18 protein-coding genes and 1 tRNA gene are annotated in these 22,850 nt (G+C 36.4%); 12 read left to right on the forward strand and 7 right to left on the reverse strand.

All coding sequences use genetic code 11. From position 1 onward, the window contains the following. Window positions 1-56 precede the first annotated feature (56 nt). The 7 genes from P0077_RS11055 to P0077_RS11085 form a co-directional block, all read right to left on the reverse strand. The gene (locus P0077_RS11055; protein WP_276165312.1) at window positions 57-1,175 is read right to left on the reverse strand and encodes a Fic family protein; all 1,119 of its coding nucleotides are present in this window, start codon (window positions 1,173-1,175) and stop codon (window positions 57-59) included. A 452-nt stretch (window positions 1,176-1,627) separates the two neighbouring features. Further along, window positions 1,628-1,701 (reverse strand) — tRNA-Arg (locus tag P0077_RS11060). A 165-nt stretch (window positions 1,702-1,866) separates the two neighbouring features. Beyond that, window positions 1,867-2,262 carry a response regulator gene (locus P0077_RS11065; protein WP_276165313.1) on the reverse strand — a complete coding sequence of 132 codons (396 nt, stop codon included), beginning with the start codon at window positions 2,260-2,262 and terminating at the stop codon, window positions 1,867-1,869. Window positions 2,263-2,266: 4 nt separating this feature from the next. Then, complete coding sequence (locus P0077_RS11070; RefSeq protein WP_276165314.1) at window positions 2,267-3,829, reverse strand: sensor histidine kinase; 1,563 nt, start codon at window positions 3,827-3,829, stop codon at window positions 2,267-2,269. Between the two features lie 251 nt (window positions 3,830-4,080). Further along, window positions 4,081-6,177, reverse strand: a complete 2,097-nt coding sequence (scpA, locus tag P0077_RS11075; protein WP_276165315.1) for a methylmalonyl-CoA mutase — start codon at window positions 6,175-6,177, stop codon at window positions 4,081-4,083. A gap of 30 nt (window positions 6,178-6,207) precedes the next feature. Beyond that, window positions 6,208-7,593, reverse strand: a complete 1,386-nt coding sequence (locus P0077_RS11080) for a methylmalonyl-CoA mutase subunit beta (RefSeq protein WP_276165316.1) — start codon at window positions 7,591-7,593, stop codon at window positions 6,208-6,210. A gap of 88 nt (window positions 7,594-7,681) precedes the next feature. Further along, entirely contained in the window at window positions 7,682-8,854 is a 1,173-nt protein-coding gene (locus tag P0077_RS11085) for a phage tail-like protein (protein ID WP_276165317.1), read from the reverse strand. 682 nt (window positions 8,855-9,536) lie between these two features. On the opposite strand from P0077_RS11085, the gene P0077_RS11090 reads away from it, so the two are divergent. The 12 genes from P0077_RS11090 to P0077_RS11145 all read left to right on the forward strand — a co-directional run bounded on the left by P0077_RS11090 (window position 9,537) and on the right by P0077_RS11145 (window position 22,755). Next, entirely contained in the window at window positions 9,537-11,060 is a 1,524-nt protein-coding gene (locus tag P0077_RS11090; RefSeq protein WP_276165318.1) for an MATE family efflux transporter, read from the forward strand. Beyond that, complete coding sequence (locus P0077_RS11095) at window positions 11,057-12,454, forward strand: Coenzyme F420 hydrogenase/dehydrogenase, beta subunit C-terminal domain (protein WP_276165319.1); 1,398 nt, start codon at window positions 11,057-11,059, stop codon at window positions 12,452-12,454. Before P0077_RS11090 ends, P0077_RS11095 begins: the two co-directional genes overlap by 4 nt. A 3-nt stretch (window positions 12,455-12,457) precedes the next feature. After that, complete coding sequence (locus P0077_RS11100; protein WP_276165320.1) at window positions 12,458-13,561, forward strand: polysaccharide pyruvyl transferase family protein; 1,104 nt, start codon at window positions 12,458-12,460, stop codon at window positions 13,559-13,561. Between the two features lie 50 nt (window positions 13,562-13,611). Next, the gene (locus P0077_RS11105; RefSeq protein WP_276165321.1) at window positions 13,612-14,754 is read left to right on the forward strand and encodes a glycosyltransferase family 4 protein; all 1,143 of its coding nucleotides are present in this window, start codon (window positions 13,612-13,614) and stop codon (window positions 14,752-14,754) included. 8 nt (window positions 14,755-14,762) lie between these two features. After that, window positions 14,763-15,935, forward strand: coding sequence for a glycosyltransferase (locus P0077_RS11110; RefSeq protein WP_276165322.1), 1,173 nt, complete (start codon window positions 14,763-14,765; stop codon window positions 15,933-15,935). Between the two features lie 217 nt (window positions 15,936-16,152). Continuing rightward, window positions 16,153-17,187 (forward strand): O-antigen ligase family protein, encoded by a 1,035-nt coding sequence (locus P0077_RS11115; RefSeq protein ID WP_276165323.1) that lies wholly within the window; start codon window positions 16,153-16,155, stop codon window positions 17,185-17,187. A 280-nt stretch (window positions 17,188-17,467) separates the two neighbouring features. Next, the gene (locus tag P0077_RS11120) at window positions 17,468-18,394 is read left to right on the forward strand and encodes an O-fucosyltransferase family protein (protein ID WP_276165324.1); all 927 of its coding nucleotides are present in this window, start codon (window positions 17,468-17,470) and stop codon (window positions 18,392-18,394) included. A 70-nt stretch (window positions 18,395-18,464) separates the two neighbouring features. Then, window positions 18,465-18,686 carry a hypothetical protein gene (locus P0077_RS11125; RefSeq protein WP_276165325.1) on the forward strand — a complete coding sequence of 74 codons (222 nt, stop codon included), beginning with the start codon at window positions 18,465-18,467 and terminating at the stop codon, window positions 18,684-18,686. Between the two features lie 29 nt (window positions 18,687-18,715). Further along, window positions 18,716-19,918 (forward strand): glycosyltransferase family 4 protein, encoded by a 1,203-nt coding sequence (locus tag P0077_RS11130; RefSeq protein WP_276165326.1) that lies wholly within the window; start codon window positions 18,716-18,718, stop codon window positions 19,916-19,918. A 3-nt stretch (window positions 19,919-19,921) separates the two neighbouring features. Further along, complete coding sequence (locus P0077_RS11135; protein ID WP_276165327.1) at window positions 19,922-20,824, forward strand: sugar transferase; 903 nt, start codon at window positions 19,922-19,924, stop codon at window positions 20,822-20,824. A 9-nt stretch (window positions 20,825-20,833) separates the two neighbouring features. Then, window positions 20,834-21,937: a glycosyltransferase family 4 protein gene (locus P0077_RS11140; protein WP_276165328.1), complete on the forward strand. Its 1,104-nt coding sequence runs from the start codon at window positions 20,834-20,836 to the stop codon at window positions 21,935-21,937. A 59-nt stretch (window positions 21,938-21,996) separates the two neighbouring features. Next, window positions 21,997-22,755: a WecB/TagA/CpsF family glycosyltransferase gene (locus P0077_RS11145; protein WP_276165329.1), complete on the forward strand. Its 759-nt coding sequence runs from the start codon at window positions 21,997-21,999 to the stop codon at window positions 22,753-22,755. The last annotated feature ends 95 nt before the right edge of the window (window positions 22,756-22,850 follow it).

Raw genomic sequence — 22,850 nt, forward strand, 5'->3', positions numbered from 1 at the left:
TAAAGTGATGGCACTAGGATTCGAACCTAGGACCGTCATTTAAGTTTTAAAAATCATCAATTTTCACTCAATTGAAGATAGTAGCGGGTACCTTTCAACGCTCCTGTTTTATACAGGGCACCTATATCGATTAAGTGTTTTAAATCCCTTGTAGCTGTGGAAGCAGAGGTTCCGGCAATGCGGGTGTAGTTGTCGGCACTTAAGCCTCCTTTGAATCCCGTATGACCCTCTTCAAAAACACGACGTATTACTTTAAGTTGCCGTTTATTCATTTGGTTTGAAAAGCGGTCAAAATAATGTGCTTTTTGAATCAAAAAGTCGATAACTTTTAAGGTGTTCTCTTGGGCATCTAAAATGGTTTGACCAAAATAAACAAGCCAATCCGTCAACTCGCATTTGCGATTATGTTTTTCTAAAGTCCCATAATATTCTTTTTTCTTCGCCTCTATCATTTGGGACAGAGAAATTAAAGCAGGACGTTGTATACTTTGAGAAATTGATTTTTCAGCTATGGCACGTCCAATGCGGCCATTACCATCTTCAAAAGGGTGGATGGTCACAAAATAAAAATGAGCAATACCAGCTTTTGCTAAAGGCGATATTGATTTGTTGTCTATAGTATGAACCGTATTGAACCATATAACAAATTCATCCATTTCAGAGCGTATTACTTTGGATGGAGGCGCCTCAAAATGAACGGTGGGCCTATCTAGTCGCCCTGAGACAATCTGCATAGGGTCCTCATGGGTGCGGTATCGTCCTGTATCTACCAAATCCCTTCTACCACTGGTTAACATGTTGTGCCATTGGAACATTTGTTTATGGGACAGTGGCTGATTATAGGTTTTATATAGGTCGACCATCATTTCAGAAACCCCAAATTCGGCAGGGGGTAATTTTCGTTTGGTAGACTCAAGCCCCAAATTCTTTTTGATAGATTCCTGTATACTAGCTATATTGAGAAACTCGCCTTCAATTTCAGAAGTTTTTAAGGCTTCATCGGAAAGTATTTGAATTAAAAGCTGGTCTTTTTCTTCTTGTTTTATATGTTTAAAAGCCCCTAGGGCTACCCCATTTTTTTGTAAAAAATTGCGTTCTAACGCTTCAATAGCCTCTTTTTTAAAGGTAAAATGAGGCCATTCTTTTGTTTGCCAATTCCATTTTTGATGTCCCATGAGCTATAACTTTGCTTTTTATAGCTCAAATTTAGTCAAATTTTGAGCTATATATTAGGTATTTACTGCTCAAATATAGATACTATATTGGATTATAGTGTTTTAGGGTTCGTAATTTTGATTTAACCGCTGATTTTTCACTTTACAGCTATTTAATGAGTTCTTATAGTCTTTCTCCACAACCTTAAGGCTTTATCCATCACAAGACTGCTGGTCTTGCAGCTTTCCATAAAACAAAGAACCACGCCGAAATGGGCGTGGTTTCTAACTTAAAGTGATATGGCACTAGGATTACCTTTCGGTATTCCTAGGCGGCTCAATGTTGCAAATTGCAAACCACGAGCTAGCGCTCTGGTTCTTCGTCTTATTCCAAGATCACAAGACCGGTGTTCTTGCACCTTTCCATAAAACAAAGAACCACGCCGAAATGGGCGTGGTTTCTTAATTTAAAGTGATGGCACTAGGATTCGAACCTAGGACCGCCTGCTTAGAAGGCAGGTGCTCTATCCAGCTGAGCTATGCCACCATTTTTAAAGCGGTGCAAAGATATATTTTTTTCTAGAAAAAGACCCTTATAGAGTTTAAAAAATGGATTTTCTATTTAAAAAAATAGGATAACAAGATGTAAATCTTTAATATTTAATGAGTTGACTGTTTTTTAAGAGAGTCCATACTATTTGTAAACAGCGGTTTATTCGGAGCTTTCTAGTTTAGATTCCATTAGTTTTTGGCGTATGATCTCAAATTCCCTATTGAGCTCATGCTCATCTATAGGTTTTTTAAGAATGTGTAACGGCTCGGTTTTTTTGGCGTTCTCCAAAGTGCTGTAATCTGAATTTCCCGTAATGTAAACAAACGGAATATTATATTTTTCCTTTAGGATAGCTGCGGTTTCAATTCCATTTATACCTCCGGAAAGGCCTATGTCCAATAGCACTACGTTGGGCATATAGTGTTCTGCAATAGAAAGCGCGTCTTCTCCGTTGTCTGCCGTTCTAACGTGTGTATCGCCCACATTGGTGATAATGTGCTCTATGAACATCTGAATGATTAGGTTGTCTTCTACAATTAGGACTTTTAGTTTCATAGCGTCAGGATATCTGTTCAATTTCTTGAAACGTTATTATATAGTGCGTGCCGTTCTCGGTATTATCTTTTTCAATTGTTCCTTTTAGTTGTAGGGTTAACATATGAATTAATTTCAGTCCCAAAGATTTGGTGTTTCTAAAATCGATTTCATCTGAAAAGCCAGTTCCGTTATCGCCAATATGCAAAAGGAAGTTGGGGTATTTCAATTTTTCAAACTTTATAGAAATGGTTCCCTCGTCCTTGTTTTTGAATCCATATTTTAAGGAATTGGTAATGATTTCATTTACCATAAGCCCAAGCGGAACCGAGGTGTCTAGGTTCAGATGCAATTCTTCTGCTTCAATATGTAAATCAATTTTTTTGTCGGACCCCTTCATAGAAGCTATTAAGGTCGTTGCCAATTGTTTTACATAGTCCCCATAGTTTATGCGGCTAAGGTCTTTGGAGCGGTACAGCATTTCATGAATGATGGCCATAGAGTTAATGCGGTACTGACTGTACCTAAAAAGCCCTTTAATTTTATCGTCTTTTATAAAACTGGATTGTAAGCTCAACAAACTGGTAATGACCTGTAAGTTGTTTTTCACCCTATGGTGGATCTCTTTTAAAAGGGTATCGCGCTCATTCAAACGGCTTTTTATAGTTTGGTTTAATGAATCTATGTAGGTGTTCTTTTTATAAAGCATGTAAATGATACACAGGAACAGTATAATTCCAATGGTTAAAATGGCTGCCGTGGTATAGTTGGATTTTTTATAATCTGCCATTTGTTGGCGTATGGAAGCAATATCCGGCTTGGTGTACAATGTCCAAGTTTGATTTCCTTCTAGACTGACTTTCCTTTTTACATATAAAGCATCTCCGTAGCGATCTCTTTTTGATAGGTTCAATTTAGAGGGGGCATAGAGGGTTTCGTTATCGCCGCTATAAAACACCACTTTTTTGGAATTTAGAAAGCCAATATCCTGCCCCTTAAAATTCTCAAGCCAATTTTTGGCGTTTAGGTTTAGGCCAACAATACCATATAGTTCCTTATCTATATAAATCGGGGTGAAAAAACGAACCGTGGGTCTATGTGGAAGTTCAATAGTGTCATTTTCAATATTCAGGTTCATATTACTAATATGAACATCGCCTTTAGCTAGCTTTAAGGTCTTTTTAAAATAATCTCGATTTCCCTTAAATTGAAAGGTAGAGGCAACCGTACTGTCTTTGTTTTCTATCCGTATGACCTCCATTCCCTTTAAATCAATAAAGCGGGCCTGAAAATAATTGCTGTCGGTATTCAGAAAATGCCTGAGCTTTTTCTGGGTAACCTCTAAGGGTACATCTGTTTTAAGGTCTAACTCTACTAATTTACTTAGAAAAGTGACATTTTTCTTGCTGATATTATATAGTTCGAAAAGGCGCGATTCAGCATCTTTCAGCTTATTCTTGGCCTTGATCTCTTCAACTAACGTAATATTTTTGTGAAAAAGCTCAATACGCTGAAGCGAAAGATTCCATATGATAATACAGGTAATCAAGAATAAGATGGCCGATGTGATGATTAATTTTTTCCCCATCAATAGCTAATTATTCTCGTATTTTGTGTGGTATGCTATCAAAATTACGAATGTTAATAAGTGGTTTGGTCTTTTAAATATACCGCTATTTGCAAGCACTTTGGTGTTAAGGAGAAGTTAAAAATGTAGTCTTTTTACTACTTTTCGGTTTTAAAGTTAACAATTGGTCTGGTTGTGCTCCTATACGTCTGATTATCAAAAATCTAATTTAAGGGAAAGTAGGGTCTCTTGTTAATAAAATATACAGGATACTATTCAATATCCAATAAAATATCTAGGATAAGAATGGCGGCTTCCGTAATTTTTGTGCCCGGCCCAAATACGGCAATAGCACCGCTTTCAAATAAATAGGAATAATCCTGCTTGGGAATAACCCCGCCAACCACCACCATAATATCATCCCGGCCCTGATTTTTTAGTTCTGAAATAACTTCGGGCACCAAGGTCTTGTGTCCCCCGGCCAAAGAAGAGATACCTAAAATGTGCACATCATTCTCTACGGCTTGTTTGGCTACTTCTGCAGGAGTTTGGAACAGCGGACCAATATCTACGTCAAAACCTAAATCCGCATAGCCCGTTGCAATTACTTTGGCTCCACGGTCATGTCCATCTTGCCCCATTTTTGCTACCAAAATACGGGGGCGTCTTCCTTCTTGTGCGGCAAACTGGTCTGAAAGCTCACATGCCTTTTTAAAACTACCGTCTTCTTTAATTTCCTTTGAATACACGCCTGAAATAGATTGAATAGTTGCTCTGTACCTGCCAAAAACCGTTTCTAGGGCGCTACTTATTTCGCCTAAAGTAGCACGGTGTCTAGCAGCTTCTACTGCTAAAGCTAATAAATTTTCATCTGTAGTCGTATCTATTGAGTCGGTCATTTTTTGATGTGCGGCAGCGGTAAGTGCGTTAAGTGCATGCGCTACTTTTTCATCGTTCCGTTCCTGTTTTATGTGTTGAAGGCGCGCCAGTTGCTTTTTGCGTACCGCATTATTATCCACCTCTAAAATTTGAAGTCCGTCTTCCTCTTCCGTTTGGTATTTGTTTACGCCAACAATACTATCTTGACCGCTATCTATCCGTGCCTGTTTTTTTGCTGCCGTTTCTTCAATGCGCATTTTGGGTATGCCCATTTCTATGGCTTTGGTCATACCGCCCATCTCCTCAATTTCTTCAATAAGCTCCCAAGCTTTGTGGGCTAGGTCTTCCGTTAGTTTTTCCACATAAAAACTACCAGCCCAAGGGTCTACTGTTTTTGTGATTTTTGTTTCTTCTCTCAGATATAGCTGAGTGTTGCGGGCAATACGTGCGGAGAAATCTGTGGGCAGCGCAATGGCTTCGTCCAGCGCATTGGTATGTAAACTTTGGGTGCCTCCCAATACGGCGGATAGGGCTTCAATAGTAGTACGTGCCACATTATTGAACGGGTCCTGTGCCGTAAGACTCCATCCGCTGGTCTGGCAGTGCGTGCGGAGCGACATGGATTTGTTGCTCTTTGGATGGAACTGTTTTACCAGTTTTGCCCATAGCATTCGCCCTGCACGCAGTTTGGCAATTTCCGTAAAATGGTCCATGCCAATTCCCCAAAAGAAAGAAAGCCTAGGTGCGAAACTATCAATGTCAAGTCCCGCTTTTAGACCTGTACGAATGTATTCCAGTCCATCGGCTAAGGTATAGGCCAGTTCCAGCTCTGCCGTGGCACCCGCTTCGTGCATATGATATCCTGAAATGCTGATACTATTGAATTTGGGCATATGTTCGCTCGTATATCGAAAAATATCCGAAATAATAGCCATGGAAGGCGCAGGTGGGTAGATATAAGTATTACGCACCATAAATTCCTTTAAAATATCATTCTGTATGGTACCTGTCAGTTCATTTAGGGAAACGCCTTGTTCTTCCGCGGCAACAATATAAAAAGCCATAATGGGAAGCACGGCCCCGTTCATGGTCATGGAAACGGACATCTCATTCAACGGAATACCATCAAAGAGAATCTTCATGTCCTCTACCGTGTCTATGGCCACACCAGCTTTGCCTACATCGCCCACCACACGTTCATGGTCACTGTCATACCCACGATGTGTGGCCAGGTCAAAGGCAATGGAAAGTCCTTTTTGACCTGCTTTTAGGTTTCTTCGGTAAAAGGCATTGCTCTCTTCCGCGGTAGAGAATCCCGCATATTGTCTTATGGTCCACGGGCGTTGTACATACATAGTACTGTACGGGCCACGTAAAAAAGGAGGTCTTCCGGCAGCAAAGTTCAGGTGCTCAAAATTTTCCTCATTTAGCAAGGTGTCCGGCTGTACCGCAGATTTATTAAAGGCGATATGTTGAATGTCTTTTCTCATATAATGCACATCTCTATGTTATAGAGGTTTTTAGCCCTGCCAACCTTCATTTTTAAGTCGTTCCCGCTCTAGGGCTTCCGTCAGTCTACTTTCTAAAATAGGCTCGATTAAAGTTTTTGCTTTTCGCTTGGAACCAAAAGGAGGCTTTTTCAATTGGTTTTTCATACGGTCATCAGAACTGGAGTATCTATTGGAACCTACTAATATCTCCTTTTCACTATTGAATTTTGCTTGTTCTTTTTGGGCACTCTCCCTTATTTTTTTCTGAAGGGTATGGTATTTTAACTGTTTTAGAAATCCCCCATTCGCTTCCATATCCTTAAAGAGAATTAGTGCTTTCTCCGCAAGTTGGTCTGTTAGGCTTTCTATGTAATAGGAGCCTATGGCAGGGTTTTGTAGCGATTTAAAATAACTTTCCTCCTTAAGGAGTAGCAACTGATTTCTAGCGATGCGTTCCGCAAATGAATTGTTATTATGATAGATAAAATCATAGTTAAGATTACAAACGCTATCGGCACCTCCCAAAATAGCGGACATACATTCCGTTGTGGTGCGGATCATATTCATATTATAATCATAGAGCGTCTTGTTTCGTTTGGAAGGCGTTGCTTCTATGCGGCAATCGGCGGTAATATCATATTCAGCAGCAAGTAATTTCCAGAGTTTTCGTAGGGCACGTAATTTGGCGATTTCAAAAAAATAGTTGCCGCCCATGGCCATTTTAAAGGTAATGGATTCTAATTTTGAACCAAAACGATGCAAATATTCATTGGCATGTGCTAAGGCATAGGCCAGTTGCTGTATCATGTTTCCCCCCGCATTTTGGTACAGTTCCGCATTTACGGTAACCACTTTTTTTGGCGATGGCGTTTGAGTGGCTTGCAAAAGCTGTTGGAGGATTTCAAAATCCTCGGCCATATTCGTAAACCAATTCCCCGTAGCTGCGAGATGCCCAATGGGATCCATGTGAAAGGAGATAGGATAATTTTCTTGGGATAACAAATGTGTCAGTTTCTGCATGCCTTCAGTAGAAGCACTTTCAAATTGACAATGAATCGCAACCGATTGGCAATCGATATTCCTGAGTAGTGCCTTCAGGTCCATATCTGGCGAAGGCAAGGTGAACCATATACTTTCTGCACCACCGGCAATGGCATGAATAGCATTCTTGTTCGCCATAGAAAGCTCACGAACCACAATATGTTGCGTTATGAGCCAATTGTTATGAGCTGTTCGCGAAGACTGATTTTGACCTTCCAAATCATCGGCATGATAAAAGGGCTTCACTTTTATGCCCTCGGGGGACTCCCAAACCAATTTTTCATTGTAATCGGCACCTTTCAATTCATATTGAATGTTTTGTTTCCACGCTTTCGCGGAAACTTCTTGAAAATCAGTAAACAATTTTTGTTTCATGCCCATAGACTATACCAATCGTTCATGAAAAGTACGATTTTAAGATTTAGTTTAAAAGTATTTCCTGTTGGCCCCCAACTAGAGATTTCTAATTTATTTGCTGCCAGTCCTTTCCATCACTTTGCAACCATAAAACACCCTCGTTTTTTGTGCTGAAGGATTTTTCTCCATTAGGTGTGATGTAGGGAACATTTAATCTGGTCTTTGTTCCTCCTAAATCTTTAACTATATATATATGACCAAGATTCTGGTCGCCGGGTAATGGCAAAGTAAGATGTTCAACAATTTTATCTAAAATTACCGTATAGTCATTAGTGGTTAATGATACTTTGTGGTTAGAGAGTCTTCTAATGTTGGTTTCAATCTTATTTTGTTTAGCTACTGTTCCATTACGACCAATAATTGCTCCATCAACTCTTAGGTCACCACCTACATGTAAAGTTGCTTGTGGATTGGTAACCATTATCCCTACTTTGTTGCCGTCAGTAACTCTGACAACTTCACGGCCCTCTGAGGCCATGGCTACAGCGCCAGACCCAGGAACGAACAGTCCGGAATTGAAACTTCCAGTAAAATGATAGGAAGGAAAGCTTGCCGTACCAAATGAACTAGAAATTCTTGCTGCTTTCAAAATCCCATTGACTTCGAGTTCATTTGAAGGTTTGTTCGTGCCTATGCCTAATCTTTTATTAGTGTTGTCCCAGAATAAATCTTCATTAGCTTCAAAAGGCGCACCATTGTTTTGGTTCGCAAAAAATATAGAACCTGGTGTTCCTATGTGGCCACCGTCCAATATGCCTGTATTAATAATAGTTTCTTGGTTATTCTCATCAAAATAGGTGTAAGTTCCATTTCCATTGTCAACAAAACGGGTTATAGTCTCTGGGCTGCTATCAAATGTTATGGAGCCGGAACTTGTATTAAAACTAAATGTTCCGTCATTATGATCAATTATTGAAAATTCACCAGAATAATCACAAAGGTTTGTCCATGAATTACCGTTGTAATAAAATATACAAGCTTCAGTAGTGTTGTATACAATAGCACCCTCCATAGGGGAGATGGCCAGCATTTGCTCATTGCTTACTCTGCTAAGCACTAAGGCATGCGTTGTACTTTCTAATTCAAGTAATGATGCATGGTCTATTTCTTCTGGGTTATCTCCAATCTTTACCTGTGCATTTGTTGTCGATACCAGAAATAGAAATACTATACAGGATAGGTAAATGAGATAGGGGGAATTTCTCAAAAATCTTATCAAAATGAATATTTTATACTATATACGCATAAAATCATCATTTTGACGAAAAAACCCCCTTTTTTTTGTTGATTTGCTTTGTTTGTGGTTTTTGCTAAGCCTTTAAATTTTTCACGTACGGACTCTGTTTGGCGTGCCAGAAATGTAACTGGATCGTATTGAATATCTTCGAATCTAGACAGTGAAACGTAAGAAGATTTGTTTAGAAAGCTAAAGTTATAAATAGAAGAGCAAGCATTTTATTTAAAGGGCATTGTTTATAATAAGGAGTGTGAAAAAAAAGCATTATTATGAACGTTACAAAACCCGATATGTTAATTATTATATAGATAATAATTAAGAGGTAGGGCCACTTTTTCCAAAGTAATAATAACATTTTTTTTCATAAAAACCTGTAAGACGGATTTTTGTTAACATATCCGCAATGAGGTTTAAATAGTACTTTAAATTAGAGGTGAGTTAACTTTCTTTTATACAAAAGATTATGTTTATTTGAGGCTTGAAAAATACATTACAAAAAGTGTGTAGCGAATGGTTTGTTAGATAGGGTTGTAAATGCTTTTACATGGAACTGTATAATATTTGTCTAAACAGAATCTGTTGATGTAGAGTTTTTGATTTTCAGAATTTTGTATAGAGATGTGAGAAATTAGGTGCAAGCTAAATCAATCAAATAATTAATTGAATGACCCCAGCAAATAGAGTAATAGTCAATACTGCAATCTTATATGGTCGTATGGTATTGACCGTAGGGGTTTCTTTATATTCAACACGATTAATTTTGGATGCCCTTGGTAGTACGGATTACGGTATTTTTGAGTTGGTGGCGGGCATAATTGCAGTGTTGGCATTTTTGAAAAATACAATGGCAACCTCCACCCAACGATTTTTATCTTTCTACCAAGGTAAGAACGATATTGAGAACCAAAAATCGGTATTTGCCAACAGTCTTGCCATGCATGTAGCTTTAGGTCTTTTGATTGTTGTTGTTTTGGCTCTCTTGGAATCTTATCTATTCGAACATTTTCTGAATATTGCGGAAAATCGTATATACGCTGCTAAAATAGTCTACCGCACCATGTTGGCTTCGTTGTTGTTTAGTATGATTAACGTACCGTTTATGGGTACACTGGTGGCCCATGAAAATTTACTTTTTGTTGCAGTGGTAAATATTCTTGAGGCGTTACTTAAGTTGGCTATTGCTTTTATTCTAATTTCTCTACAGGGCAATAGGCTAATCGCCTATAGTTATCTAATGGCCGCGCTGGCGTTTGTTACTTTAATATTGTACGTCGTATTCTGTATTAGAAAATATGACGAGTGTTCACTTAAAAATACACAAATTAATAAAGAACAGATTAAAGAACTATCTTCATTTGCAGGGTGGAATCTTTTTGGAGCTTTATGTGGTTTGGGAAGAACCCAAGGTTTGGCAGTGCTGCTGAATATTTTCTTTGGTACGGTAATTAACGCGGCATATGGTATAGCGAATCAATTATCCGCACAAATGTATTTTTTGTCCGCAACCATGCTAAGAGCTTTAAACCCTCAGATTATGAAAAGTGAAGGGGTCGATGACAGGGAGAGAATGCTGCGGTTGTCTATGATAGCAAGTAAATTTGGCTTCTTTTTGGTGGCGATTATTGCAATACCCGCAATTTTTGAAATGAACTGCATATTAAAGTTCTGGTTAAAGGATGTGCCGGAGTTTACTACAATATTCGCACAACTTATTCTAGTTTCAATATTGTTGAACCAAATAACTATTGGTTTGCAATCCGCTCTTCAGGCAACTGGAAGAATCAAACTGTATCAAACCGTTGTTGGAGGTGTCATTTTAATGACGCTACCTGTTGCCTATATATTTTTGAAAATGGGTTTTCCCCCGTATTATGTTTTTGTTAGTTATCTGTGTTTAGAGGCAATAGGGGTTGGGCTTCGTATTTGGATAGCGCAAAAAATAGCACAGTTATCTGTTCCGTTATATCTAAAACGTGTAATGGTTGTAAGCATTGTTCCTTTAATCAGTAACATAGCTATATGTTGGCTAATAACAAGAAATTTAGAAATGGAATACCGGTTTTTACTAACGGGCTGTTTGTCTGCTATTGTTTTTACGACTAGTATCTATTTTTATGGTCTTTATGAAGATGAGAAGACACTTTTGACTAAATTTTTTAATACAATAATGAATAAAGTTAGAAAATGAAGGATAACACGGAAATAAATAAACTGAATGAGACTGTTATCAAAGGTGGGTATTGTGTGGGTTGTGGCGTTTGTGCCACTGTCAAAAATTCTCCTTTTGAAGTAAAGTTTGATGAATTCGCCAAGCTGCAAGCAACAATTAAAGAGGGTGCAAGCCTTGAAGATGATGTTGAAGTTTTAAAATTATGTCCTTTTTCTGATGAGAGCGAAAACGAAGATGAGATAGGAAAAGGTCTGTTTGGAGATACAAATGTGAAGCATGATAAACTAGGTTATATCAATTCAACATATGCCGGTCATGTAGACGAAGAGAGTTTTAGGGATAATGGTAGCTCAGGAGGTATGGGTTCTTGGGTGCTAACTGAACTCTTGAGACAAAACTTAGTTGATGGTATTATTCACGTCAAACCTAGTGAAGGAGATGTTTTATTCAAATACACTATTTCTCGTACAACAGAAGAAATTTCTCAAGGTTCTTCTTCTAGGTACTATCCCATTGAAATGTCTGAAGTGATAAGCTTGATTAAAGAAAAAGCGGGAAGATATGCAATTGTCGGTTTACCCTGTTTTATAAAATCAATAAGATTACTTGCAAAGCAGGATGCTGTAATAAATGAAAGAATCAAATTTTGTATAGGTCTAGTTTGTGGTCATTTAAAGAGTGCACATTTCGGAAGTATGTGGGGCTGGCAACTTGGAGTTCATCCAGACGATTTGGAAAAGATAAACTTTAGGCATAAACTTGATAATAATAACGCAAGTAAGTACGGTGTTAGTGTTTTAAGTAAGGATGATGATAATGAAATAATAAGCCCTCCATTGAACGAATTATACGGTGCCAATTGGGGATGGGGCTTTTTTAAATATCAAGCTTGCGATTATTGTGACGATGTTGTTGGAGAAACTGCGGATATTTCTATTGGAGATGCATGGCTACCGGAATATGTTAAGGACAGCAAAGGCACCAATGTTATAGTGGTTAGGGATAAAACGATATCACGTTTAATTGAAAAGGCTAGAGTGGAGAAAAAACTGCATTTTGATGAAATTACCCCGGAGAAAGTGGTTCAATCACAAAGTTCCGGTTTTAATCATAGAAGAGAGGGGCTAGCCTATCGTTTACAGTTAAAAGATAAGAATAATGAATGGCGGCCTGAAAAAAGAGTAAGCCCTAATGCAGACCATCTGAGTAAAAAGATTCAATTAAGACAAGAACTTCGTATGGACTTGGCGAATCAGAGTCATGTGGCATTCCAAGAGGCTTTGAAAAATGGCCAATTTAGCTTGTTCAAAAACAGGATGAATTCCATCGTAAAAGTTTACGAACAAACTTATAAGATTACGTTGTTGAGAAAGGTTTTCAACCGCCTTAAAAAAACCTTAAATAAAATTTAACAAATGAAGATAGCCATTTTAACACTCCCATTCAATAACAATTATGGGGGCTTATTACAGTCGTATGCACTACAAGTTCTATTAAAAAGACGTGGTCATGAGGTTACCGTACTCAAAGTGACCTCAAGATTGCCGGCAACTTCGTTCAAAGAGTCTGTTTATAGATTTTTAAAAACGGCTTTGGGAAAGGAACGAGCAAATCAAAAGAGATTGAAGAAAATCTCTAAAAATATGAAAGCTTTCGAAAACAATAATATGGAGACGACAGCACCTATTTATAGTCAGAAAGACTTTAGCTCTTATAATGATTATGATGCATATGTTGTCGGTAGTGATCAAGTATGGAGGTTTGATTACACAAAGAAACGCTATAGAAATTATTTTTTAAATTTTGTTGTTAATCAAAACGCACTTAAAATATCTTTCGCGGCCTCTTTCGGTATTGATGAATGGAAACTAACCAAAGATAAGACTCAAGAATTATCTGGATTAGCCTCAAAATTCAATTCCATTTCTGTTCGAGAAAAAAGCGGAGTCAAATTATGCGGTGAACATTTAAAAGTAAATGCCACTCATATATTGGATCCGGCAATACTAGTTGAGCCTGAATTGTATAATGGTCTAACAACTACAGAAGATTCCAATAACATACCTGATAATGGGCTTCTTATTTATATGTTGGATTATGGAGGTGACAAGCAAAAATCTGCTGAAATTATTGCCAAAGAACTACAATGTACTCCATTTAGAGTTGGTGTAGAGAAAGCAAATGAGGGAAACTTTGACGATAAAATGATTTATCCGACTGTAGGAAGTTGGATTGAAGGTTTTAGGAAAGCAAGGTTTATTATTACAGATTCGTTCCATGGCTGTGCTTTTTCCATTTTATTTAATAAGCCATTTATTGTTTATGGAAATACATCAAGGGGAATTACAAGGTTTGACTCAATATTGGAGACGTTTGATTTGAAGAAAAGATTTGTTATTAATAGTAGTGAGATTAGTATAGAAACTCTGAATGAAAGTGTTGATTATAATCGGGTCAACAAAATTATCGAAAATGAGAGAGAATTGGCTCAGAAATTTTTAGATGAAGCGGGACTTTAGGTTTATAGGTAAGAGAAATTAATTTTATAATTTTAAGACTCTTTTAATTAATGAAAATTTTGTTTTACACCAAGATTTCACCCTTTCCCATAAACGGAGGTGAAAGAATAAGATCATATGGTTTGCTCAAGGTATTGTCCGAGCTAGGCCATACTGTTGTTGCAGTGGTTTCCAATCAGAATTCTATTAATTTTGCTGATTATAAACTTAAGAATGTAAGCTACTTTGAGCTTAATAATGAGGCTTTTACCACATTCGAAAGGATAACGGGCAAGTATTATTTTAGCCCTTCAAAAAAAATATATTCGGTACTCGATAATTTAATAGAACAAAACGATTTTGATTTTGCATTTTTGGATTATGCCTTTATAGGTCAATATATTAAGATGTTCAAAAAAACCGGTATTCCGGTAGTGTATGGTACTCATAATGCAGAATCTTCTTTGCTCTTGCAGGAACCGGTCAACGGTCTATTCAACAAAATAAGAAAGATTCAATTTTACTGGCAAGCCTATAGGCATGAGCGAATATTCTTTCCTACCGCAAATAAGTTAATTTGTGTAAGCGAAGACGATAAGTCTTTTTATACCAAATTTATGAAGAGTGACAAAATTCATCTCATACCTAATTTTCTGGATGAATCTAGATATATTGCTAATTACAATAAAGAAGATTACTTTATTATGACCGCCAATTTTGGGGCCTATATGAATAAAATGGGTCTAAAATGGATTATTGAGGAAGTTTGGAACAAAACTTTAGACAACGAGCAAAAGCTACTACTTGTCGGTAAAGGCTCAAAAGAGGCTTATAGTGAATTAATAAGCACTTATGATTACAAGAATATAATTGCCATTGGTCCCGTCGATGATATGGTTCCCTACATAGCCAAGGCAAAGGCCGTTTTGATTCCACTTTTACAAGGAAGTGGTTCTAGGCTTAAATGTTTGGAGGCTATGGCGCTTAAAACTTCCATAATCTCAACATCCAAAGGTGTCGAGGGCACAGTGAGCCACGGGTTTTTAGTTGCAGATACTCCGGAAGAGTTTAGAAAAACCATTGAGAACTTTACGGTTGATAAGGAAAGGGAAAGTATGCTTTACAATACATTCGTTTCTAATTATTCATTGGCAAAAAATAAGGAAAGAATGAATAGGCTTATACAGGAATTAGATATTGAGAAAAACGATTAAGGCTTTTTATGATCAATAAAAAACTAATTTACGACACGGCCGTTACAGGTCATCATTCAGAATATATAAGCCACCTAATTGATTATCTATCCGATTTCAATACTGAAGGCAACGAATATTTTTTTGTGGTGAGTCCTAAATTCCCATCACTTTTTCCGGAAATTTACGAAAAAGGTAAAAACATATTTGGTGTGCACTGGATGCCGGTTCAAGAGAATGAGATGAAGCGAATACGAGAAGGCAATACTATTTTAGCTTCTATCCGATCAATGGATATTATGAATGCCTATGCAAAAAAAATTGGGGCAGACCATGTAGTGCCATTAGACTTTCATACCATTAAATACGGGGCTATATTTAAGCGGGTGTCTCATAATATTTCATCCATTCTGTTTTTACAATTTTATAGATTAAAAAGAGTTACGTTCAAGGAGAAATTAGAGTTTTATAAAAGGTATTATTTAACAAAGTGGTGTATTGGAAACCCTAGTATACAGAAGATTTTTGTGCTAAACGATCAAGAAACGGTAAATTACATGAACAATGAGTTCCATACAGATTGTTTTCAAATGCTGCCTGATCCAATTCCTCAGCTTGAGCCTTTGGATAATTTTGATATTTATGAGCACTATGGTATTGAACCACATAGGAAAATATACCTTCATATTGGGGCGTTAGGAGAAAGAAAGGGTACCGATGAGGTTATCGACTCAGCGCACCATCTTACGACTCAAGCGCAAAAAGATATTGCTGTTTTATTGGTAGGCAAAGCTGGAAATTTAAGTCAAGAAAATTTGTATAATGAAAAAATAGGAGAAGTAACTATCAAAACAGGGGTGCAGATGTTATGGGACAACCAGTTTGTTCCCACAAAAATGATGAAGAGTATCTTTAATCAATGCCATGCGGTTTTGTTACCCTATAAAAACGCCGAATTTTCAAGTGGTATTCTTGGCCATGCCGCAGCTGCTAGCAAAAGGGTAATAGCTACAAAGGCTGGATTAATAGAGGAATTAGTGTCTAGATACAATTTAGGAGAACTATTAGCTGTGCCAGATGGTGGTAATTTGGCTTTAAAGATGACCCAAATGTTGGGCGAAGACGTAGGTATAGAAGGCCAACGTAGATTTGTTGAAAATCATAGTCCTAAAATGTTTGCGGAGTTGATTTTGAAACTCTAATTATTGTTCAAGAAAGAATATTTTTATTATGTTCTATGTAATATTTAGGTTATAATAGTTTATGAACTTATACAAAATCTATAAAGAAAGGTTTCACTTTTCGTTGAATTTTTATAGCCTTTTCTTATTGGTGACATTTATACCGGATATTATAGGAATGCCTCCATCATTAATATCTTATAGTTTGTGGGCCGTTAAGTCATGTACTGCCATATGGTTGATTGTATTGTATAGCAAGAAGTGGTATTATTTAAATTGGGGAGAGCAACTTTTTGTCTTTGTTTCAGCTGTTTATTTAATTAATATTTTTATCGATATTTTTTGGCAGAACTATCCCGTTGGCATGGGAAACCCGATAGATTTAATGGGTTTCACTTTGAGCATACTAATAGCTTTGGCTTTTCGGTATGATAAAGCGTTCGTTTCCAATCATTCTTTTTTCTTTTTCTTAATCAGTTTAGCTATTGGATTGGTAATAGCATTCTTTTTGGCAAAAGAGAGTCCTTTTCCGCTGGTAGGGCGCTATGATGCCAATTCTACCGTAAATACTATTAATTATGGACAAATGGGGTGTGCTTTGTCACTAGTTTCTGTTTATGGCTTGCTCAACCGCCCTTTCAAGTATAGTAAGTTAATTTATCCTTTATTATTTTTATTAGGAATTATTTCCATAATGAAAGCTGGTTCACGATCACCTGTCGTAGTGTTGCTTGCTGTAAGTGTCTTTTATTTCTTTGCCAAAGCTGGTTTTATGAAGGGGATAATCCTCGTAAGTTGCACGGCATTAATTTTTTATTTTTCCATAGGTATTTTAATTGAATTATCTGAAGCTGTGGGTAGTAGTATTGTTACCCGACTGTTATCAGCCATAGAAACCGGTGAAACCAGTGGACGTGATAATATTTATGAGAATGCAATAGGACAATTCTTGGATTCTCCGTTCTTCGGGAATTATTATTTAATACCATCTGGAATAGCTAAAGGATACTATCCGCATAATTTTTTTATAGAAGCATTTATGACCGTTGGGATTTTTGGGGGTATTCCGTATGTTGTAATGGTAGCGGTTACGATGGTTAAATCGTATAAAGTTTTGAAAAACAGGCATCCTTCTGGTTGGATTATTTTACTTTTTTTACAAATATTGATTTTTGGGATGTTTTCATCATCTCTGTATAGTTCTCAAGATTTTTGGGCGCTTAGTTTTTTTATATTATCCCTGAAAGAAGAATCATTAGTCTCAGTATCTTAAATGCGTAAAAACAGTATTTTAAACTTGATAAGTAAACTACTCAAACGAAATGGATTTAAAGGAAAACAAATATTTCAACATTGCTGATAAACCATATTTTCTAATGACTCAGCTGGATAGTGAGATTAAAATAAGGGTGTGGTGTAAAAAATATGCTAGAGGTAGGGATTTTTTAGGGACAGTCTCTGAAAATGTAATTAATTAAGTTTTATTAGATATCTTGAAATGTTCAATTACCCTATATCATCAATTCCATAACCAATTAAAAAAATAGAAGATTATGAAACTTTTCGTAGATACAAAAAGAATTAGTTCCAATAGCTGGAATATTGGTCATGGTAATAAAATATCTCATCTTTTTTTTGTTTTAAATCTGGCTGAAAAATTGGGAGTAAAACCCATATTGACAGCCAATAGTTCCTTAGACTCTATTTTTGATTTATCCGCGATAAAGAAAACCGAAGAATCCGATGAGGTAGTAGATTGTATTTATGAGGAACAGTCGGCTTTTTTGGAATTAAATCTTCTTCAAAAAGCTCTTAGTAAACTTGGCATTTTTTTATCAGTAAACGATAGTCTTAAAAAGGTGATTGAAAGAAGTCTAAGGCAAAAAAAAGAAGAGCAGGAACTTTTGCAAACACTACCAAAATTTGAAGAGGGTTATGCAAAAGGTCATTTTTGGCATTATCAATTAATGCCTTCAGAAAAAACTTTAAACAAACACATAAATATTAAACCAAGTATTTTGGAGGAATGTATTGCTAAATATCCTGATTTACGGGATAAAAATTCAGTAATGGTCCATTTGAGAGATACGGATTTTAATAGCCATTTACGCCATATCTTTAAAAAATCAATAGCCTTGCCTGAAGAGTACTACTCCAAAAGTATAGAACTTTGTGAATCAAAATTGGGGCCGAATCTTAAATATCACCTTTTCTCTGATAACCGTGAAAAAATAACTAATATTTTTAAGGGAAAAAATTATGTACTTCATGAAGATAATGCTGCTATGGATTGGGCATGTCTTTATCAGGGCGAAAATATTATTCAAAGTAATTCATCTTTTTGCTGGACCGCGTCTTTGTTCAAAAAATTTAGCATTCAACCAGCAGGAGGATATAATTGGGCCTATTCAAGGTTAGGGTCTGTACCTCATGGTTTCGAAATGCCCTTTTCACAGCTTATAAATCTAAACTTAGACTGAAATTTATCGAGTTTCTCATGGCATATTTATATAAATTGTACATGTCCTAATTTAAAAATTTAGCTTACACATGAGTTTATCACCTGTTTTATTATTTACCTATAAAAAGGTCACTCCGCTAAATGCTGCCATTGAGGCACTAGGGCAAAATCAATTGGCTTCTGAATTATATAATTCCCAAGATTTTTGGGCTCTCAGCTTCTTTATTTTGTCACTGGAGAGTAATATACATGGTAAACGGTCTAAATTAAAAAACTATGGTAGGGTAAATGAAATAGAATCTAACGGGTAAGTTCAAGAAATTGATAAAAAAGGTAGAATATGGAAGCACATAAAAAGTTGACTTTGGTTGTAGTTGATCTTTCCGTGCAACGGACAAGTCCTGCAGGTAGCTGTATCTTGTCAGAGTTAGATGGGCTCGCTAATGAATATAAAATTCATCTTTTAGCTAATGAGGCAGATGAAAACCTTCAGGAAAAATTAGTTTTTCATAAGATAAATTCACCTAATATACCTCTATTTGTTCGATATATGGTATTTTCAAATCGTGTTAAAACGAAAATGAAAGAGGTCATAAAACAAATTGAAGGCCCGTATGTTATTCAGACTACCCAAGGGCAATATATAGATTGTACTATAGCATATCCTCATTTTTGCCATAGGGCCTATTTACAAAAACATTGGAAAAAAAGTTCAATAACTGGGGTGAGAAGGGTATTGCGCAAACTTAATCACATGTACCATGCCAGACAGGAGGCTAAGGCTTTTAATAAGGCTAAAGTAATTGTAACTCCATCTCAAGGTCTAGCCAGAGAGCTGTTGGAAATATATCCACAATGCCGAGATAAAATTAAAATCATAGCTAATCCGGTCGATGTAGCCCATTATAAAAGACCATTAGATTATAAGCGGAATGAACAGAGAGCTAAATTAGGATTAAGTTCTTCGGATTTTGTAATTGCTTTTGCCGCGTTAGGGGATTTTGCTCGTAAAGGCCTGCCGGAATTAATGGAAAGTTTGACTGAAGACAATGCGTTGGACAGTTCGCATATTAAGATTCTGGTTATAGGCGGTAAACCAAAAGAAATTGTAAGCTATAAAGATAAGGCGAGTAGATTAGGAATAGAGAACAAAATGATTTTTGTAGGCTTTCAAAAAGACATACGCCCCTATTTATGGATGAGTAATATTTTTGCTTTACCCTCACTATATGAGATTTTCTCTCTAGTCTGTATACAAGCTGCTGCTGCCAGTTTACCTATTATGGTAACTAAATTGCATGGGGTTGAAGAATATTTAGAGCATGAAAAGAATGGGTGGTTAATAGAGCGTAATTCTGAATCAATTGCCAAAGTTTTAATTGGAATTACCCAAGGTAAATATGATATAGAAAAAATGGGCGGGAATGCAATGATTGCCGCTACGCAATATGATCATGGGGCTTATAAACAACAATGGAAAGACATTTATAAATCTCTTGAAAATGAGGTATCAATAACTGGTACGGAATTTCGAATATCTTAGACTATGAAATTAGCCCCTATTTTACTATTTACCTATAAAAAGGTCACTCCCTTAAAAGCTACCATTGAGGCATTGGGGAAGAATCAACTGGCTTCTGAATCAGATCTTATCATTTTCTCGGATGGAGCTAAGAGTGAAAAAGATAATGTTCAAGTAAATGAAGTAAGAGCCTACCTTAAAAAAGGCATAACTGGTTTTAAACAAGTTGTCATTTTTGAATCTCTTGAAAATAAAGGTTTAGCGACCTCAATAATAGATGGCGTTTCTAAAATAATTGAAGAGAGAGGTTCGGCTATTGTGTTAGAAGACGATTTGGTTACCAGTAAAAACTTTTTGTTATTTATGAACCAGGCCTTGAATGACTTTAAAAATGATGACAGGGTTCATTCTATCTCTGGTTACACGATGCCAATAAAGACACCTTTAAACTATTCTTATGACAATTATTTTACAAGACGGGCATCTTCTTGGGGCTGGGCCACATGGAAGGATAGGTGGGTGTCTGTAGATTGGTCTGTGTCAGATTATAATAGTTTTATTAGCGATGGGTCGCGTAAAAAGAAATTTAATGAGATGGGGTCCGATATGACCTCTATGTTAAGTAAACAAATGAACGGAGAGATAAGTTCTTGGGCTATCAGATGGTGCTATCATCAATTTAAATTTAATCAACTTTCTGTTTTTCCAACAATATCCAAAGTTGTCAATATAGGGTTTGGTCTAGAGGCAACTCATACAAAATTTAGTGACACCCGCTTTGAAACTCATCTCGATAGTAGCGATAAGACTAGATTTAGTTTTGATAAGGAGCCCAAACTCAGACAACAATTTGTAAAACAATTTATCTCAAAGTACAGTTTGCGGACAAGAATTTACTATAAAATCAAGAATATTTTGGGAATTTAAAATGTTTTAATGAAGAAAAAAATTCTTTTCATATTGCATATTCCTCCTCCAATAAATGGAGCGGCTATGGTAGGCGAACAGATTAAGAATAGCAAAAAAATAAATTCCGTATTTGAAACGGATTATATAAACTTAACCACGTCTTTTAACCTTAACAAAATAGGAAAGGGTGGAGTTTCTAAAATTTTCACGGCTATACTAATCGCTAAAAAAGTTATACAGGCACTGCGTAAAAAAGACTACGATTTATGTTATATGACACTTACGGCCAAGGGATTTGGTTTTTATAAGGATTTTTTGATTGTTCTAGTACTTAAATTGTTCGGCAAAGAAATTGTCTACCACTTTCATAATAAGGGAGTAGAACAAAATAGTGGGAATACCCTAAACCGTTTGTTATATACATTTACCTTTAAGAATACTAAAAGTATTCAACTTTCACCTCTTTTATATTATGATATAAAGCGCTACGTCCTACCCAAGGATGTTCATTTCTGTGCAAATGGTATACCTGATGCGTTCGAGTCTAAAAAGGAGAAAGAGAATAATCTGGATTCACCTTGCAAATTCTTGTTTTTATCTAATATGATGGAGGAAAAAGGAGTTTTGATTTTATTGGAAGCTTGCGGTTTATTAAAGAAAAGAGCGTTAAGCTTTGAGTGTCATTTTATTGGGGCCTGGTCCGATATTTCGGAAGAGTTTTTTTATGAAAAGATAGGTCAATTAGATATTGCTGATAATGTATTTGCACACGGAAAACAGTATGGTAGTGATAAAGTAAAGTTTTTTAGTAGTGCCGATGTATTTGTTTTTCCAACATTTTATAATAATGAGTGTTTTCCCCTAGTACTTCTTGAAGCTATGCAATATGGTCTTCCCGTAGTAAGCACACGTGAAGGAGGAATAGCCGATATTGTGAAAGAAAACATGACGGGATTCTTAGTACCTCGGCAAGATGAAAAGGAATTAGCGAGTGTACTGGTGGATTTAATAGTAGATGTGCCGTTACGGGAGCAAATGGGCGAAAAAGGAAGAGAAAGATTTGAGGACTTGTATACGAGTGAAATTTTTGAGGCTAATCTTCTGGAAATCCTTAATGATGTCATTAGATAATTATAGACCTGAAGGATTATGTGATAATATGTGTTTCTAGTATTCAAAACTGAATTGGAATGAGAAAGTTAAAAACGGAAAGTTGTATGGGATACTCACTCTTTGCAGATGAGCTGGAGAGAATTCCATTAAATACCAAATTGGAGGTAAATACAATAAACCAATATTCATATTGTATAGCGGAAAAGGATATTGAGTTCCAAAAAGCACTTGTAAATGCAGATGTTTTATTACCTGATGGTATTGGTATGGTATGGGCGGCTCGTATGTTGAGAGGCATTCGCATAAAGAAAATAGCTGGAGCGGACATTCATAGCTTTTTATTGAACAAATTGAATGCGAGTAGCGGCTCCTGTTTTTATTTAGGGGCTTCAGAGGAAACCCTTGTGAAAATCAAGGAACGGTTAAAAATAGAATTTCCTAATGTTTCTGTAGCTAGTTACTCCCCTCCCTATAAATCATCTTTTGACAGTTTGGATTCTGAACTAATGGTCAAGGCCGTGAATTCATTTAAACCAGATGTGCTTTTTGTTGGAATGACCGCCCCTAAACAGGAAAAATGGGGTCATTCCCATAAAGAGCAACTAGATGCCCATATTATTTGTTCCATAGGGGCTGTTTTTGATTTTTATGCCGGAACGGTAAAAAGGCCAAATAAAATATGGATTAATTTGGGCCTGGAATGGTTTGGCCGTTTGATAAAAGAACCCAAGAGAATGTGGAAAAGATACATTTATTATGGTGTGGTTTTTTTATACTACTTGTCCAAACAAAAAATTAGCGGAAAGATTAAAAAAAGGAATTTTAGGACTGTATAGGGTGGTTTAGGAAAATGTCCGTTAGGGATAATACTAATTCCGAAGAAGAATTCAATAGACGAAATAACAAGGATAATAATAAAATACAATTGTTG

This window comes from Zobellia alginiliquefaciens (genome assembly GCF_029323795.1).
GTDB classification, from domain to species: Bacteria; Bacteroidota; Bacteroidia; order Flavobacteriales; family Flavobacteriaceae; genus Zobellia; species Zobellia alginiliquefaciens.

What these genes read in the sequence shown, in the direction of transcription:
- P0077_RS11095 (WP_276165319.1), top strand. Translation starts at nt 11,057, where the DNA reads ATGAAGGATAACACGGAAATAAATAAACTGAATGAGACTGTTATCAAA.
- P0077_RS11080 (WP_276165316.1), bottom strand. Translation starts at nt 7,593, where the DNA reads ATGAAACAAAAATTGTTTACTGATTTTCAAGAAGTTTCCGCGAAAGCG.
- P0077_RS11110 (WP_276165322.1), top strand. Translation starts at nt 14,763, where the DNA reads ATGATCAATAAAAAACTAATTTACGACACGGCCGTTACAGGTCATCAT.
- P0077_RS11130 (WP_276165326.1), top strand. Translation starts at nt 18,716, where the DNA reads ATGGAAGCACATAAAAAGTTGACTTTGGTTGTAGTTGATCTTTCCGTG.
- P0077_RS11120 (WP_276165324.1), top strand. Translation starts at nt 17,468, where the DNA reads ATGAAACTTTTCGTAGATACAAAAAGAATTAGTTCCAATAGCTGGAAT.
- P0077_RS11105 (WP_276165321.1), top strand. Translation starts at nt 13,612, where the DNA reads ATGAAAATTTTGTTTTACACCAAGATTTCACCCTTTCCCATAAACGGA.
- P0077_RS11070 (WP_276165314.1), bottom strand. Translation starts at nt 3,829, where the DNA reads ATGGGGAAAAAATTAATCATCACATCGGCCATCTTATTCTTGATTACC.
- P0077_RS11135 (WP_276165327.1), top strand. Translation starts at nt 19,922, where the DNA reads ATGAAATTAGCCCCTATTTTACTATTTACCTATAAAAAGGTCACTCCC.
- P0077_RS11125 (WP_276165325.1), top strand. Translation starts at nt 18,465, where the DNA reads ATGAGTTTATCACCTGTTTTATTATTTACCTATAAAAAGGTCACTCCG.
- P0077_RS11140 (WP_276165328.1), top strand. Translation starts at nt 20,834, where the DNA reads ATGAAGAAAAAAATTCTTTTCATATTGCATATTCCTCCTCCAATAAAT.
- P0077_RS11055 (WP_276165312.1), bottom strand. Translation starts at nt 1,175, where the DNA reads ATGGGACATCAAAAATGGAATTGGCAAACAAAAGAATGGCCTCATTTT.
- P0077_RS11100 (WP_276165320.1), top strand. Translation starts at nt 12,458, where the DNA reads ATGAAGATAGCCATTTTAACACTCCCATTCAATAACAATTATGGGGGC.
- P0077_RS11145 (WP_276165329.1), top strand. Translation starts at nt 21,997, where the DNA reads ATGAGAAAGTTAAAAACGGAAAGTTGTATGGGATACTCACTCTTTGCA.
- P0077_RS11090 (WP_276165318.1), top strand. Translation starts at nt 9,537, where the DNA reads ATGACCCCAGCAAATAGAGTAATAGTCAATACTGCAATCTTATATGGT.
- scpA (WP_276165315.1), bottom strand. Translation starts at nt 6,177, where the DNA reads ATGAGAAAAGACATTCAACATATCGCCTTTAATAAATCTGCGGTACAG.
- P0077_RS11065 (WP_276165313.1), bottom strand. Translation starts at nt 2,262, where the DNA reads ATGAAACTAAAAGTCCTAATTGTAGAAGACAACCTAATCATTCAGATG.